Source organism: Lentimicrobiaceae bacterium (assembly GCA_020636745.1).
Classification (GTDB): domain Bacteria; phylum Bacteroidota; class Bacteroidia; order Bacteroidales; family Lentimicrobiaceae; genus Lentimicrobium.
Genome location: JACJXH010000003.1, coordinates 73,713 through 90,653, shown reverse-complemented (window position 1 = coordinate 90,653; position 16,941 = coordinate 73,713). Strand labels below are relative to the sequence as shown.

Annotated in this window: 16 protein-coding genes; all 16 read left to right on the top strand. The window is 37.9% G+C overall.

Features of this window, described 5'->3' with window-relative positions:
* Positions 1–28 precede the first annotated feature (28 nt).
* Genes H6541_05790 through H6541_05715 form a run of 16 tightly spaced genes read left to right on the top strand, consistent with a single transcriptional unit; the run spans position 29 to position 16,824 of the window.
* Positions 29–1,315, top strand: coding sequence for an ATP-binding cassette domain-containing protein (locus H6541_05790; protein MCB9015290.1), 1,287 nt, complete (start codon positions 29–31; stop codon positions 1,313–1,315).
* A 4-nt stretch (positions 1,316–1,319) separates the two neighbouring features.
* Positions 1,320–2,333, top strand: a complete 1,014-nt coding sequence (locus H6541_05785; protein MCB9015289.1) for a glycosyltransferase family 2 protein — start codon at positions 1,320–1,322, stop codon at positions 2,331–2,333.
* Positions 2,334–2,340: 7 nt separating this feature from the next.
* Positions 2,341–3,327, top strand: a complete 987-nt coding sequence (locus tag H6541_05780) for a glycosyltransferase family 2 protein (protein ID MCB9015288.1) — start codon at positions 2,341–2,343, stop codon at positions 3,325–3,327.
* A gap of 12 nt (positions 3,328–3,339) precedes the next feature.
* Positions 3,340–4,233, top strand: coding sequence for a glycosyltransferase family 2 protein (locus H6541_05775; protein ID MCB9015287.1), 894 nt, complete (start codon positions 3,340–3,342; stop codon positions 4,231–4,233).
* Positions 4,234–4,291: 58 nt separating this feature from the next.
* Positions 4,292–5,290 (top strand): glycosyltransferase family 2 protein, encoded by a 999-nt coding sequence (locus H6541_05770; protein ID MCB9015286.1) that lies wholly within the window; start codon positions 4,292–4,294, stop codon positions 5,288–5,290.
* 1 nt (position 5,291) lies between these two features.
* Positions 5,292–6,524, top strand: coding sequence for a glycosyltransferase (locus H6541_05765; protein ID MCB9015285.1), 1,233 nt, complete (start codon positions 5,292–5,294; stop codon positions 6,522–6,524).
* A 3-nt stretch (positions 6,525–6,527) separates the two neighbouring features.
* Positions 6,528–7,553 carry a GDP-mannose 4,6-dehydratase gene (locus H6541_05760; GenBank protein ID MCB9015284.1) on the top strand — a complete coding sequence of 342 codons (1,026 nt, stop codon included), beginning with the start codon at positions 6,528–6,530 and terminating at the stop codon, positions 7,551–7,553.
* Positions 7,554–7,571: 18 nt separating this feature from the next.
* Positions 7,572–8,864: a glycosyltransferase gene (locus tag H6541_05755; GenBank protein ID MCB9015283.1), complete on the top strand. Its 1,293-nt coding sequence runs from the start codon at positions 7,572–7,574 to the stop codon at positions 8,862–8,864.
* Positions 8,861–10,033 (top strand): glycosyltransferase family 4 protein, encoded by a 1,173-nt coding sequence (locus H6541_05750; GenBank protein MCB9015282.1) that lies wholly within the window; start codon positions 8,861–8,863, stop codon positions 10,031–10,033. Before H6541_05755 ends, H6541_05750 begins: the two co-directional genes overlap by 4 nt.
* A 10-nt stretch (positions 10,034–10,043) precedes the next feature.
* Entirely contained in the window at positions 10,044–11,402 is a 1,359-nt protein-coding gene (locus tag H6541_05745) for a hypothetical protein (GenBank protein MCB9015281.1), read from the top strand.
* Positions 11,403–11,457: 55 nt separating this feature from the next.
* On the top strand, positions 11,458–12,474 hold the full coding sequence (locus H6541_05740) for a glycosyltransferase family 4 protein (GenBank protein ID MCB9015280.1): 1,017 nt from the start codon (positions 11,458–11,460) through the stop codon (positions 12,472–12,474).
* A 10-nt stretch (positions 12,475–12,484) separates the two neighbouring features.
* The gene (locus H6541_05735) at positions 12,485–13,636 is read left to right on the top strand and encodes a glycosyltransferase family 4 protein (GenBank protein ID MCB9015279.1); all 1,152 of its coding nucleotides are present in this window, start codon (positions 12,485–12,487) and stop codon (positions 13,634–13,636) included.
* The gene (gene wcaF, locus H6541_05730; GenBank protein ID MCB9015278.1) at positions 13,623–14,174 is read left to right on the top strand and encodes a colanic acid biosynthesis acetyltransferase WcaF; all 552 of its coding nucleotides are present in this window, start codon (positions 13,623–13,625) and stop codon (positions 14,172–14,174) included. Before H6541_05735 ends, wcaF begins: the two co-directional genes overlap by 14 nt.
* Before the next feature lie 15 nt (positions 14,175–14,189).
* On the top strand, positions 14,190–14,936 hold the full coding sequence (locus tag H6541_05725) for a glycosyltransferase (protein ID MCB9015277.1): 747 nt from the start codon (positions 14,190–14,192) through the stop codon (positions 14,934–14,936).
* A 13-nt stretch (positions 14,937–14,949) separates the two neighbouring features.
* Entirely contained in the window at positions 14,950–15,780 is an 831-nt protein-coding gene (locus H6541_05720) for a glycosyltransferase family 2 protein (GenBank protein ID MCB9015276.1), read from the top strand.
* A gap of 18 nt (positions 15,781–15,798) precedes the next feature.
* Positions 15,799–16,824, top strand: coding sequence for an acyltransferase (locus H6541_05715; GenBank protein MCB9015275.1), 1,026 nt, complete (start codon positions 15,799–15,801; stop codon positions 16,822–16,824).
* The last annotated feature ends 117 nt before the right edge of the window (positions 16,825–16,941 follow it).

The window sequence follows — 16,941 nt, the reverse complement described above, 5'->3', positions numbered from 1 at the left end:
GATTATTAACGTCTTAAATTGAAAAAAAATGTCAAAAGTTGTTATAAAATTCGAGGATGTTTCAAAACAATACCGGTTGGGTGTTGTGAGTACAGGTACGCTGAGTCATGATTTAAACCGATTCATCGCTAAAGTAAGAGGTAAAGAGGATCCTAGCTTAAAAATAGGAAGCACAAATACCCTGGATTCCGTTGGAGATCAATATGTTTGGGCATTACAAAACATTAATTTTCAAGTAACTGAAGGCGAGGTTGTAGGATTAATTGGAAAAAATGGAGCAGGAAAATCTACACTGCTCAAACTGCTTTCAAAAGTGACGGCCCCTACTTCAGGTAATATCAAAATAAATGGCAGAATAGCAAGTTTGCTGGAAGTTGGTACTGGATTTCATCCTGAATTAACTGGCAAAGAGAATATTTTCCTGAACGGGGCGATTTTGGGTATGACCAAAAAGGAAATCAATCTAAAATTTGATGAAATTGTTGAATTTTCAGGAATAAAAAAATATGTGAATACACCTGTAAAACGCTATTCCAGCGGAATGTATGTAAGGCTGGCGTTTGCAGTTGCAGCACATTTAGAACCTGAAATTCTTATCGTTGATGAAGTTCTTGCCGTTGGAGACGCTGATTTTCAGCGAAAAGCCCTTGGTAAGATGGACGAAGTATCAAAAAATGGCCGGACAGTTCTTTTTGTAAGCCATGATATGGGTGCAATACGAAGACTCTGCAAAAGATCGGTATTACTTTCAAAAGGCAGTGTAGAAGCAGACGGAAAAACAGATGAAATAATTGACCATTATTTATCTGATGCATCAAATCAGGTTTCAAGAATGGCTATCTATGGCCAGGGACTGATGTCAAAATCAGAAGATTTTCTTTTAAAGAGCATTCGAATTGTAGATGAAAACAACAGCACTGAATCAATACTCACAAATGGAAAACCTGTATTGGTAAAAGTAAACTATGAGGTTTTGAAAGAGATTAGAAGTATGAGAATTATTGTGCAACTTTTCTCAACCAGAGGTGATGAGATTTTTTATACAAGCGATTTTGTTGCTTGGGACAGAGGCATGCCCAGAGCGGTTGGAAAATATGAAAGCATTTGCGAAATCCCTGCAAACTTTCTGAATGCCCACAAATATTACATTAGAATCATGGTAGATATACCTAAAGAAAGAGTGTTGATTTCTCAAACTGAAACAATCAGTTTTACCATTTCTGAACTCGAGTATGATCAAATGGGTATTTCACTTGGAAGTTTACCTAAAGGACTTATTCATCCGAATTTAAACTGGAAAATCAACCAACTTTAAACGAATGGTAAATTCTGTATTAATTTCAATTGTTATTCCGAATTTCAACAGGGGTAATTTATTGAAAGAGACTCTTGACTCAATTATAAATCAAACCTACCCCAATTGGGAAGCTATTGTTGTGGACGATGGTTCTGACGATAACAGCGATGAAATTGGCCATGCATATGCTTCTGCCGACAGCCGTATCAAGTACCTGAAACGTCACCACGAACCTACAGGCGCTCCGGTTTGCCGAAACATTGGTTTAAAAGAATCAAAGGGTGAGTATTTAATTTTTCTGGATTCTGATGATTTGCTTGCCCCTTTTTGCCTTCAGCAAAGACTGAATGTAATTATACAACATCCTGCACTCGATTTTCTTGTATTTCCAATGCTTATGTTTTATGAATTTCCTGAAAAATCAGAGGTATTGTGGAATATTGAAACCAGCGAACCTGACCTTCTCCGGTTTTTATCGTTGGATGCTGTCTGGCAAACCAGCGGACCAATCTGGAAAAAGAGTGGTGTTGAAAAAATCGGCGGTTTTACCGAAGGCCTGGCATGCTGGCAGGATGTTGATATCCATTTAAAAGCTTTGATCGCAGACCTGAAATACGAAAAATTTTATACGCTCCCGCCGGATATCTATTACCGGCAGCATAAAACCGGAAGCATAAGTCAGAATGAAATTAGCTCGCCTGCAAAAATGAACAGCAGGCTGGAAGTGTTTACAACACATAGCCTTCAACTCATCCATTCCAAAGATAAACCAGTTTGGCAAAAGCTGAGATATTTAGGTCAGAATGTGACTAATGGAGCCATAAAATCGCTGAATTACAAGGTGACATATAAAATTCTTTCTTTTGGAATGAAACACCACATTTTTACTGCAAAATTTGCTGTTAAATCTTCATTCCTCATGCTACTGATGGTGCTCAGACTTTACAAACATTCATTTGTAAAAACGTTTATAAACCGGGAGATGAATAAAGGAAAACTGGAAAGTGGAATAGGGAAACACAAATTACTAAAATAAATCAAGCATGGAAGAAAGCCTGGTCGGTAAAGTAATGGTTTCGGTGGTAATTCCAGTAAAAAACGGAATAGATACACTGCCTTCATGCCTTGATGGTTTGTTCAGGCAAACCGTTAAAGAACAAATGGAGGTGATTATTATTGATTCCGGTTCAACTGATGGCACCCTTGAATTGCTTCAAAAATACCCGGTAAAAATCCACAACCTCCCTCCTGCTGAGTTTAATCACGGCGAAACCCGCAACCTGGGTGTTCAGCTTGCAACCGGAGAGTTTGTTGTTATGACTGTTCAGGATGCAACGCCGGCTACTGACAACTGGATTGAACTAATGCTGAAGCATTTCGAAGATCCGGAAGTTGCAGGTGTATGCGGACAGCAGATTGTGGCACACGACAAAGAGAAAAACCCGCTTCAATGGTTCAGACCGGCAAGTGAAGCTCAACCTTTCTGGTGGCAATTTAAAAATCAGGAAGATTTTACCAGCCTGAGCGGAAAAGAGCAACACAGCTATTGCAATTGGGACGATGTAAATGCGGTTTATCGCAAGTCAATCAAAGAAAAACTGCCCTTTCGGAAACTGATGTTCTCCGAAGATACACTCTGGGCTAAAGATGCGCTTGAGGCCGGATATAAAATTGTTTATGATTACCGTGCCCGTGTGTACCACTATCATCATCAGGATTTTAAATTTTATTTTAAAAGGAGTTACATAATTCTATATCAGAATTATAAATTCTATGGCTATATCAAGTATCCCCCGAATCCGCTTGTGGCTATCCTGAAAGTAAAATACAGATTATTGAAAATGAACGAGTTATCGTTCACAGAAAAGCTCCATTGGATTTTGTATAACTTTACCTTAATCAGGGCCGGTTGGAAGGCTGCTTTCATTTTCAGCTATTATGCAAAAACTAAAGGCATGAACGGGATTGAAAAATCTCAAAAAAAATATGTGGGCTTACCTCCACAGGGAATCCAGGCAAAAAAAAACTAAAGAAACAAGCAAATGAGTACAAATGATAAACCATTGGTCAGCGTATTAATGACCACTTATAACCGGGAAAAATATCTGGCAATTGCTGTTGAAAGCGTTTTAGCTTCTACTTACGAAAATTTTGAACTCATCATAGTTGACGACCAGTCAAAAGACAAGAGTTATGAAATTGCGTTAAGTTATGCTCAGAAAGACAAAAGGGTCAAAGTATTCAAAAACGAAAAGAACCTTGGCGACTACCCCAACAGAAATAAAGCAGCCAGCCTGGCCAGTGGAAAATACCTGAAGTATGTTGATGCCGATGATATGATTTACCCGACCGGCCTGGAAGTTATGGTTTCGGGAATGGAAAAATTTCCGGAAGCTGGCTATGGGTTATCTACTATGCCAGCTGATAAAATGCGGCCTTATCCATTTATGTTGAAATGTGAGGAAGCATATAAGTATCATTACTTTGAGTCTTTGCTATTTCACAGAGCCCCGTTATCTGCAATAATCAAAAAGGATGTATTTGAAAGTGTGGGTGGGTTCACAGGGAAAAGATACCTGGGCGATTTTGAAATGTGGCATGTGTTGAGTGCCAGATATCCTGTTGTTCTTATGGCTCAGGGCGTTATTTGGTACCGCGAACACGAAGAGCAGGAAATGCAGAATAACCGCACTGATTTTACAATACCATTCAAATATGTAAAGTGTGCTGAAGAAATGCTCCTGAAGCCTGAATGTCCGCTTAATGCAAATGATAAAGAAAGAGCTCTGCGAAAGGTAAGATGGAACCAGGCAAGATACATTTTAGGAATTGGTAAAAACCACTCCCTGAAAACAATGCAAATACTTAAAAATGAATCAGGGATGAGCTACACTGAGATATTCAAACGGGTCATATTTAAACCAAAGGAATGGTAAACTCTGGTCATTGACCCAAATTCTCACGAGAGCTTTATTAATTTAGAACCTGAAAATCATGTTGCAAAATTCTCAACCACTCGTTTCTGTTATCATTCCTGCCTATAATGCAGAAAGGTTCATTGCTGAAACGCTCAATTCGGTGGTGCATCAAACCTATCCTGAAATTGAGGTTTTTGTAATTGATGATGGATCGAAGGATAAAACAGTGGAGATTGCCCGAACTTACGAATCCGAAAAATTGAAAGTACTGGTTCAGAAAAACCAGGGTGCCTGTGTTGCCAGAAACAAAGGCCTGAGTTTAAGTAAAGGTAAATACATTCAATACCTTGATGCTGATGATGTTCTGAGCCTTGATAAGATTGAAAAACAAATCAGTATACTCGAAAAAAATGAAGGCTGCCTTGGCATATCACCTTCTGTTCACTTTATGGATGGTGAGGATTACATTGAGATGAATCCACGCGAAGAATCAGCCTGGATATACAACACCGACGATCCGGTTGACTTTCTTGTGAGGCTTTATGGCGGTTATGGCGAACGATGGATGGTGCAGACAAGCGCCTGGCTTACACCCAGATCAATAACCGATAAAATTGGCCCGTGGGACGAATCTTTATTGCTCGATCAGGATGGTGAATATTTTGCCAGAGCTGTTCTTGCCTCAAAAGGCATCAGAACCACCGGTGGTATAAATTATTACAGGCGTTTTATTTCAGGCGGAAACATTTCATCAAAATATAATAAAAAGGCTAATCTTGAGAGTGCTTTGCATGCCTTAAACAGTAAATCCAGCTATCTGAGCGAAAAAACAAATTCAGACGCGTACCGGCAGGCTATGGCAACACTCTATCTGGAAATTGCCATCAATGCCTATCCAATGTATCCCGATATTGTCACTATATGCCAACAAAAAATAAAGGATACAGGCAAAAAGCCATCAAAACCTGTGATGGGTGGTAAAATTATTGAAATCACCAAAGAGTTACTGGGTTGGAAAGCGGCAAAAAAACTGCGGTTAGGTATTCACAAACTTAGCGGTAAAGGATGTTTGTAATATGAATAAAAAAATCTGTATCCTCACCCAGAGTCATTTGTGTCGCAATCCCAGGGTTGTGAAAGAAGCTAATACACTGGCAAAAGCCGGTTATGATGTGACCATTCTCACCACCTTCACTTATGCTGATTTGCTTGAAGAAGATTTTAGACTGATTGATAAGCGGGTGAAGCTTAAAGGCGTCATCAATATGATTCCCGGTCAGGCGGGCAAATGGTACCATTTTAAAGAACGGTTGCGCAAAAGAATAGCCGGAGAAATCATTGCCCGATTAGGGATAGAAAATGCCTACGCCCTTGGTTATGATTATAAACGGAATTTAAAAGCAGCTATCAATGAAAACGCTGATTTGTATACCTGCCATCAGGAGATTAGTACCGTTATTGGCTGCAAACTGATACAAAGAGGGTTTAAAGTTGCCTTTGACTTTGAAGATTGGTATTCACACGATTTGCTGCCTGAAGCCAACCGGACCCGGCCTGTTAAACTACTCGAAAAATATGAAAAACAGGCCTTAAACAAAGGGGTGCTTTGTTACACTACATCTGACAGCCTGGCCAGGGCGCTTGCTGATTTCGCGGCTTCACCCCTGCCTAAAGTGCTTCACAACGTTTTTCCACTTGCCGAACGAAACCTCATGGATGGGAAATTCCTTGACAGAAACGATCATAGCATACCATCCATACACTGGTATTCCCAGACAATTGGACCAGGGCGGGGACTTGAGTTTTTAGTTGACGCCCTAAACGATGTTAAAACCCCTTTACAACTGCACTTGAGGGGTAACCTGTTCGGAAATTTCAAGGAACAACTTCTTAAGCTATTTCCTGCCCATTTGGGTCACAAAATATATTTTCATAAACTGGTGCCTCATCAGGAGTTATTGTCAAGAATTGCTGAGCATGACATAGGTTTGGCTACCGAAGAGTATACTCCTGACAGCAGAAATTTAACCATTACCAATAAAATATTGCAATACATGCTCGGCGGAATTGCTGTTTTGGCAAGCGATACCTCAGGTCAAAAAGAGGTTGCTGCCGCAGCTCCTCATTGTGTTTTTCTTTTTAGAAACCATGATCGCAAAAGTCTGGTTGACACACTCAACAAATTATTATCTGATAAGGAACTGATTGCAGAAGCTAAAACAAACGCCTTGCAGGTTTCCACTGAAAAATTCTGCTGGGAAAAACAGGAAATTATGCTGAAAGCAATGATTACTTCAATATTTAAATAGCTTATGAAAAAAATACTGGTAACAGGAGCCCTGGGATTCATCGGTTTCCATCTGACAAAGAAATTGATTGAAGAAGGATATCAGGTTGTAGGAATTGATGTTATAAACAGCTACTACGATGTAAGGCTTAAATATGCCAAACTTCCATTGCTGGGATTTGACGAAACTCATATTTGGCCAAATGTCATGTATCAGAGCAGCATCCATCCACATCTTAAATTCTCAAAAACCGATATCAGTGAAAGATATTACCTTGAAAAACTGATGAATCAGGAAAAATTTGATATTGTTTGTAATCTTGCTGCCCAGGCTGGAGTGCAATACAGCATTGCCAATCCTCACACGTATATTACCGATAATATCACCGGCTTTATAAATATCATGGATACTTGCAGGCAAACAGGGGTTAGTCACTTTATTTATGCCAGCAGTTCAAGTGTTTATGGCGACCGTGATAATGTACCTTTTCGCGAAGATGATAATGTTGACAATCCAATTAGTCTTTATGCTGCCACCAAAAAATCAAATGAATTGATGGCACATTCCTATAGTCACCTTTTTAATCTTAAAACAACTGGTTTACGTTTTTTTACTGTTTATGGCCCCTGGGGAAGACCTGATATGGCTCCGTTTCTCTTTGTAAAAAACATCCATGAGGGCAAAAAAATCACGGTTTTTAATAATGGTGATCTTGAACGCGACTTCACTTATGTATCTGACATTGTGAATGGTATATTTTTGGTAATTAAAGGAAATCAGAAAAATGACACTTATCAGATTTACAATATTGGAAATTCAAATCCGGTAAATCTTCATGATTTCATACAAACGATTGAAAATGCGCTGGAGAAAAAAGCCATCATTGATTACCAGCCCATGCGCAAAGGAGATGTAAAACGCACTTTCTCTGATGTAAATAAACTAACGGCTGACTATGGTTATAAACCCTCTGTCGGTATTCGGGAAGGAATCAGCCGTTTTGTTGAATGGTACCTCAATTCACCAGTTAATGTAAAAAATCACAGTTAAAACTTGAAGTTCTTAGGCATGAAAAAAGTGCTCATTATATCGCCCAACTTTCCTCCTGTTAATGCAGCTGATATGCATCGTGTCAGACAAAGCCTGAAGTATTTTCATGAAATGGGATGGCAAAGTACGGTTGTTGCAATTGAACCGGCTTTTGTAGAAATGAGTGTTGACCCTGTTTTATTGAAAACACTGCCTGACAATGCTGAAATAATCAGAATAAAAGCCTGGGAAGCTTCCAAAACAAGAAAATTCGGACTTGGAAATATTGGCTACCGCTCATTAAAATCATACTATTTAACAGGCAATAAGTTATTGAGGACGAACAAATACGATCTGATTTATTTTTCCACTACAGCTTTTCCTGTAATGATTTTAGGGCGAATATGGAAGAAAAAGTTCGGCATTCCTTACATTATTGATATGCAGGACCCATGGAGGAATGATTTCTACCTTGATAAGCCTAAAAATGAACAACCGCCCAAATTCTGGATGGCTTATCGGATGGATAAATACATGGAGGCTTTTGCAATGAAAAAAGTAGATGGGATTATCTCTGTTTCGGCCGGATATCCAAAAACTTTAATGGAAAGATATGAGAATATCAGCCCCGAAATGTGCAGAGTAATACCTTTTGGAGGAGCAAGCATCGATTTTGAAATCCTTGATAAAATAGAACTAAAAAATCATCTCTTCAACCATTCTGATGGGAATATCCATCTGGTATACATTGGCCGGGGAGGCCATGACATGAACCTGGCAGTCAGCAGTATTTTTTGGGGATTAAAGAAAGGACTTGAATCAGGAAATGATATTTTCAGTAAGATTAGAATGTTTTTTGTGGGCACCAGTTATGCCGCCGATGGTAAAGGAATCAAAACAATTGAACCCATTGCTGAAAAATATGGTGTAGGTCATCTGGTCTCTGAAATTACAGACCGTCTCCCCTATTTTGAGGCCATGAAAGTGCTTAAAGATGCCGACCTGCTAATCATACCCGGTTCAACTGATACAAACTACACCGCATCAAAACTATACCCTTATATATTAGCCAATAAACCATTACTGGCTGTTTTTAATGAAAATAGCAGTGTGGTTGAAATTCTGCAAAAAACCAATGCTGGAGAGTGCGTAACTTTTATGAATGATGATTCACCCGAAGTGTGTGGTCAACATGTATATTCAATGTTAGCAGCTTTATTATCCAAACTCCCTTTTACTCCGGATACAAATTGGGCCGAATTTGAACCTTATTCAGCCAGAGAAGCTTCAAAGAAACAGGTTGAATTTTTCAATAAAATAATTGAGAGATGAAAAAATTAAAATTAGCAATTATTTCATCACATCCCATACAGTACAACGCCCCCATGTTTGAACTGCTGGCAAAATCTGAAAGTATTGAGCCTAAAGTATTCTATACCTGGAGTCAGAGTTCTGATTCATTGTATGATAAAGATTTCGGAAAAGAAATTAAATGGGATATTCCCCTGCTTAATGGCTATGATTTTGATTTTGTAAAAAATGTGTCAGCCAATCCAGGTCCCGGAAGCTACAAAGGTATCGATTGCCCGGAGTTAAACCACACTATCCAGCAATGGGGAGCTGATGCTTTATTGATTTTCGGCTGGAATTACAAAGCCCACTTTTCTGCCATGAAATTTTTTAAAGGCAAAATTCCTGTCTACTTCAGGGGAGATTCAACTTTACTTGATGAAACTAAAAGTATTAAAATTTTCCTCCGCCGGCTCACACTCACATGGGTATACAAATACATCGACGGAGCATTCTATGTAGGTCAAAACAATAAAGCCTACTTTTTAAAACACGGGCTCAGGGAGAATGAATTATCCTTTGCTCCTCATGCCATTGATATTCAACGTTTTTCTGATGAAAATAATGCTTATCAACAGTCAGCTGATACCTGGCGAAAAGAGTTAGCCATCCCTCAGCAAGCTATAGTTATTTTATTTGTGGGAAAATTTGAGGCTAAAAAGAATCCGGTTTTGCTACTAAGGGCTTTTGTTGCTTGTAACCAACCTGATGTGCATCTGGTTTTTGTCGGAAATGGAATATTGGAAAATGAAATGAGAACCCTGGCGGCCAACGCAAAAAATATACATTTTCTGCCATTTCAAAACCAAAGCAAGATGCCCGTTGTGTATCACCTGGCCAACATTCTGGCCCTGCCATCGCAGGGCCCCGGTGAAACCTGGGGACTGGTTGTGAATGAAGCTATGGCTTGTAAAAAAGCAATCCTTGTAAGTGATAAAGTTGGATGTGCTGTTGATTTGGTTGAAAATGAGAGAAATGGTTTTATTTTTACTTCAGGCAATTACGAAAATTGCAAAAGTGCTATAAATAAAATGATAACCAACAAACACAAGCTTACTGAAATGGGCGAATTTTCATATCGGAAAATTCAGAGCTGGTCTTTTTCTGAAATAGTTAAAAGCATTGAAAATAAATTAATTACAAACCAGTAATCATCTTATAATGTACCTGACAAACAGGAGTCTTGGATTAATATGGATTGGGCTGATAGTATTTGCCTTTTTTCAACTGTTTACCGGACTCTATTTTGTCTCTGCTATTGGAGTTTCTATTTCAACCTGTGTGATTATAAAATTTATTCAGGATCTGGGTAAACGAATAGAAGTACGTGATTTGATCTCATTTCTTGCCCTGATGCAATGGATTATTGGTCCTGTACTGGCATACAATGTCCTGCCTTATGATTCATTATACTATATGGCTGTTGATGAAGCCCAGTATATGAATTATGTTGTACCTGCGTGTGCTGCCATGCTGCTGGGCTTATATTTTCCTTTCACCGACGAAAGAATTATTAACCATGAGGACATTGAAAAGATCACAAAATTTATTGAAGATAAAAAGTACCTGGGCTATATGCTTGCCGCTATTGGGCTCGCAGCAGGTTTTGGCAGCAAATATTTACCTAAAAGTCTCTCATTTTTGTTTTTTCTTTTATCAGGACTGCAATTTGTGGGGGTGTATTTAATTCTTTTTACAAACTCAAAGTTCAAATGGATAGCTTTTGCCGGTGTTATGGGATTGGCTATTTCATCTTCGGTACTTATGGGTATGTTTGGCGAATTGGTACTTTGGATGCTTTTTTCCCTTCTGATTATAGCTTTTGTTCTTAAAATCCCCATGTTGGGAAAAGTGATGATCATTTTTCTTGGAATGGCTCTTATACTTCTTATTCAATCTACCAAGCAGGAATACAGAATGGCGACCTGGTATGCTGAAAGTTCAAAATCCAACTCAGAAATTTACAAAGAAGTAGTCATGAGCCGGCTTTCTCAACCTTCCAGCCTTTTCGAAACATCAACGCTTCAAAACATGGGAGCCCGCCTGAATCAAGGATGGATTATCGCCAGAATACTCAACCATATGCCTGAAAAATATGGTTTTGTGAAAGGTGAAACCATTGAAACTGCTTTATATGCAGGACTTCTTCCCAGGGTTTTGGCACCTAAAAAAGCTGTTGCAGGCGGACGTGCCAATTTTGAAAGATTTACCGGTACCGAACTTCCCGAATCAACAAGTATGGACATCTCCCTGGTTGGTGAAGGTTATGCAAATTACGGAGCAACCGGTGGAATTATTTTCCTGTTGTTTATTGGTATATTTTATAACTGGATTATAATCAAGACAATAGCCATTTCTAAAAATTATCCGACCCTCATTTTGTGGCTGCCTATTCTTTTCTTTCAGGTAGTAAAAGCTGAAACCGATTTCGCCACTGTTTTTAATCATTTCACAAAAGCTGCCCTGGTTGCATTTCTGGTATTTTGGGGCATGACAAAGGTTCTCAAATTAAAGATGTGAATTTATAGTTACAATACCTGCTTTTCTCTATTAAATAAAAGCAAACAGCTTTATCATGGAGACTAAAAAGAACCATATTGTTTACTTTTTCAGAAAACCGTTTACCGATTATTTCAGCATCGAAGAACTCTTCGGGTTTATTCAATCTGCCTTACCTTCTGATATTCATTCTACTAATTATTACCTGAAAAATCCAAGTAAAGGGATTGTGAAACGAATGGCAAGTTGCTTTGAAGTTATAAATAAACAAGGCGATGTAAACCACATCACCGGTGATGTGCATTTTATCGCTTTGTTTATGAAAAAAAAACAAACTGTGCTTACCATTCATGACCTGGAAGTATTAAAAAGACTGAAAGGAATATCCCGGTTTATCATTAAGTTCTTCTGGTTTACCTTACCCTCAAAAAGGGTCAGATACATCACAGTTATCTCGGAGTTTACCAAACAGGAACTGTTGAAAATAATCAAAATAAATCCTGATAAAGTAAAGGTAATTCATAATGCCATTTCGCCTGCCATTAAATACCATCACAAAGAATTTAATAAGAGCAAACCCAATATTCTGCATGTTGGAACAGCTCATAACAAGAATCTTGAACGATTGATTGAAGCCATCAGCGGACTTAATGTAAAGCTCACCATATTAGGACATCTGAGGGAACATCAAACCCAACTTCTTGAAAAGTATAAAATAGATTTTGAAAACTATTTTAGTCTTCCCTATCAACACGTAATAAAGAGATATCAGGAAGCAGATATTGTATCTTTTGTATCTCTTTATGAAGGGTTTGGTTTGCCAATTATTGAAGCAAATGCCATTGGAAGACCAGTTATCACTTCAACTGTAACTTCAATGCCTGAAGTTGCAGGAAATGCCGCCCTGCTGGTTGAGCCCACCAATGTGAGTGAGATAAGGAATGCAATTGTGAAAATAATTGAAAACGAATCAGTTAGAAATAATCTAATTGAAGCCGGTAAAGAAAATGTAAAACGGTTTTTGCCAGCTAATATTGCTGAAAAATATGCTGCGCTGTATCGAAAAATGATTTCTGAGCCCATAAACAAATAAAATCAGGAACATGAAAATAATCCTATCATTTATTGACTGGTATCTTCCTGGTTACAGAGCAGGTGGAACTCTTAAGGCATTTGCCAACCAGGTTGCACATCTTGAAGGAATTTACCATTTCAAAATAGTTACAAGAGATACTGACTACTGCGAAACAGTTCCTTATGATTCGGTAGAAAGCAACAAATGGAATAAAATAGCACCCAATGCTGATGTATATTATCTTTCATCAGATAAAATATCATACGCAAACCTGAAAGAAATTGTCTTTTCAACTCATTTTGATGCGGTATATATCCATGGAATCTATTCCTTTAACTTTTCAATTCTGCCTGTTATACTGGCTAAAAGGAAAGGAACTAAAAGAATTGTAATAACGTCGCACGGGATGCTGGGCAGGCATTCATTATCAGTAAAAGGGTTTAAGAAAAATCTTTTTATTCAAATGGCCAGGTTAACAGGGTTTTATAAAGGTGTTGTTTTTCACGCTGCAAATGAAGCTGAGGCCAATGATATCAGAATAACAATTGGCAAAACATCCAACGTTATTGTTGCAGAAGAACTGCCCATGAAGGTGATTCTGAAAGAGTGGTATCCAAGAGTTAAACATGAGCATGAACTTAAGCTCGTTTCAATCGCCAGAATTTCACCAGAAAAAAACACCCGGTTTGCACTGGAGATTCTGCAGGAATGCCATCAGGGAAAAATAATCTATGATATTTATGGCCCTGTTTACAACGATGCCTATTGGAAAGAATGCCAGGAAATTATTGCCAAACTACCTGATAACGTTACTGTTAAGTACCATGGAAGCCTGCCAGGCGAAAAAGTGCTTGACACATTAAGTAATTATCATTTTATGTTTATGCCTACAACAGGTGAAAACTTTGGCCATATAATTCTGGAAAGTTTCCTGGCTGCAACCCCCGTATTAATCAGCGATAAAACCCCTTGGCTGAATCTGGAAAACAAACAGGTTGGCTGGGACTTGCCGCTTGACAATAAGCACCTTTTTGTGAGTAAAATAAATGCAATGGCAGCCCTTTCTCAGCAAAATTTTAATGTTCTGTCTCAAAAAGCGCTTGAAATTGCTGATGAATTTCTGAAAAACAAAGACATTCTTAATCAAAACATCAGACTGTTTGAAGATGAACAAAACTGACCTTTCCATTTACACAACAGGCTCGTATAATACTGGCGCCGGAGCGGTAAAAAGAGGATTATGGTATTTAATCAATATCCTTTTCTTTATCAATCCCCTAAACCCAATTAGCCGAATAAAAGTAAGTTTATTAAGGGCTTTTGGGGCAAAAATTGGAAAAGGTGTTGTTATAAAGCCTGCTGTTAATATCAAATATCCATGGAAACTGTCTATCGGCAATTATAGTTGGATTGGCGAAAAAGCATGGATAGACAATCTTGACCGGGTAACCATCGGAGACCATTGCTGCGTTTCTCAGGGCGCCATGTTGTTATGTGGCAATCACAATTTCACCAAAACAACTTTTGATCTGATTACCAAACCCATTCATCTTGAGGATGGTGCGTGGATAGGGGCTTTCAGTATTGTATGCCCGGGAGTTATCTGCAAATCGCACAGTGTACTGGCTGTTAATTCTGTTGCCACAAAAAATCTGGATGCTTACCGCATATACCAAGGCAACCCAGCCATTGCAGTTAAAGATAGAATCATAGATTAAGCAAAAATATCTGCTATGAAAATTTCGGTCATTACCATTGCATACAACAGTGCAAATTCAATTCATGACGCCATTAATTCAGTGCTGTCTCAATCATATCCCGACATTGAGTATATCATTGTTGATGGATTATCCAAAGATAAGACGGTTGACATTATCAAATCTTATGGTGATAAGATTACGAAATTTGTAAGCGAACCGGATAAGGGTATTTATGATGCGCTTAATAAAGGCATTGGAATGGCAACCGGAGATGTTATTGGATTTATGCATTCTGACGATTTATTTGCCAATAACCAGATTCTTGAAAAAGTTGCCCATGTCTTTCAAACCCATCATACTGATTCAATTTACGGCGACCTGGAATATGTTTATAAGGAAGACACAAGCAAAGTATTAAGATACTGGAAATCAGGAAATTTTAGCATAAGAAACCTTAAATGTGGCTGGATGCCACCTCATCCTACTTTTTATGTTAAACGCTCAGTATATGAAAAATATGGTGTTTTTAATATTAACTACCGTATAGCAGCTGATTATGACACCATGCTTCGCTTTCTCGGTAAATACAGGATTTCAACCATGTATTTGCCTGAGGTAATGGTAAAAATGAGAGTCGGAGGAGCCAGCAACAGAAGCCTAAAAAATATTATCCGTAAATCAAAAGAGGATTATCAGGCAATAAAGGATAATCACTTTGGAAGCATATTTACTTTGGTATTCAAGAATTTGCGAAAAATTACTCAATTTATTTATAAATGAAATAGACAGAAGTATGGATTTAAATCCATTAATAGCTATTCCGGTTTTTAATGAAGGGAAAAACCTCCCCTGCCTGTTTGCAGGTTTGAAAAAATGGAAAAACAACATCTTGTTCTTCGATGATGGAAGTACGGATAATTCTTTGGAATTAATAAAAAGTTCTCAATTCAATTTTATAACCATTCCATCCAATAAAGGATTAGCGAATTTTTATATTCATATACTTGCATATGCTGACAGATTAAAATGCACACACATTATTACACTGGATAGTGACGGCCAGCATCCTCCCGGGTATATCGATGATTTTATCGGAAAACTGCAAAATGGTTCCATTGTTATAGGAAACAGATTCTCTGATTTGGAAAATATTCCGGAATCAAAAATTGCATCAAATTTATTTGCCATCATGTTGACCAAACAAATTTTTAATGTTGAGCTACCTGATGTTGCGTGCGGTTTCAGAGGATTTAATAGTATAATAAACCGAAAGTTTATATTTAAAACCAATCGGTTTGGTATAATTTACGAGCAATTATTTAAACATCTCACCCTGGATCCTTCGCTTATTTCTTATGTTAAAATACCTGCCATTTATCCAAAATACAGGCCGCTTTATACCAGCCAGCACGAACTTATTGGCTTGCTCGACGCGGCTCTTTTATTCACAGAAAAAAAATCAGTAAAAAATATCCATTCTAAAGCATTACAATCTGCAGATTTTTCAATAGACCTATGTGGTATCAGCTTTAATGCCCGGTTCGAGCCACCCTTCGGCTACATTTTTAATACAAATACTGCTGTGGCCAGTAAATACTTTAATTTAATCTCAAATTCAACCTAAAACAAGGTTAAACAGGTAATGGGAAAAGATAAACTGGGATATCTTACGTCAATCGACATGCTTAGGGGACTAGCTGCCATTGCAGTTTGCTACTTTCATTTTACCCATGGCAACCCCAATCTCCTTGCTGAAAGCAATTTACTTTACAAAACTGGCCGTTATGGTTTTTTGGGTGTCGATGTCTTCTTTGTCATTTCAGGGTTCGTAATTCCCTATGCAATGCACAGGGCAAATTACAACATTCGCAACATAGGAACTTTTTTGTCAAAAAGGTTTATCAGAATTGAACCGCCCTATTTGCTCAGTATCATTCTTGTTTTATTTTTAAACTGGTTAAGTACCCTTTTCCCATTCTATCGCGGAGCTTTATTTAATATTGACTTCACTGTGCTATTCCTTCATTTGGGATATCTGAATGCTTTTTTTGATTTCCCGTGGTTCAACGACGTTTACTGGACACTTGCCATTGAATTTCAATATTACATTATCATTGCCCTGGTTTTCCCTTTGCTGATTTCCAAAAATAAAAAAGACGCCTTCATATTCCTCGCTCTTTTTGGATTGTCAGGCTTTTACATTGGTCAGCACAGTTTTATCTTTAATTACAGCCTCCTGTTTATCGTTGGTATTTTGTTGTTTCAATTCCGCATTGGATACTTAAGCAAAAGTGAATTTGGAACCTTATTGCTGATTACCTTGATGCTGATTTTTGCTAAATTTGATAAAAGGTATCTCATTGCTGCACTTCTGCCCTATTTTTTCATTACCTACTTCGAGTACTCAGGACGAATATCCAGGTTTCTTGGAAATATTTCCTATTCTCTTTACCTGGTTCATATTCCTATTGGTGGAAGAATAATTAATCTTACTGAAAATTTTGTTCATCATCCTCTGGTAAGGGATTTAATGGTTTTCGTTGCATTGGCAATATCAATCTTTGCTGCCTGGCTCTTTTTTCTGCTAATTGAAAAACCAGCCATAACCTGGTCTAAAAATTTCAAGTATAAAAATCACCACCCCAATGAAACTGCGCTGGAACATTAAATCAGACTCAAAATGGGACATTTTCCCGTTTAGAAACATTTTTTCAATAATAAAAACACCTAACTCCTTGTAAAAATGTAATTTAAACAAACTGGCACACTAATTGAAATTGTAAAA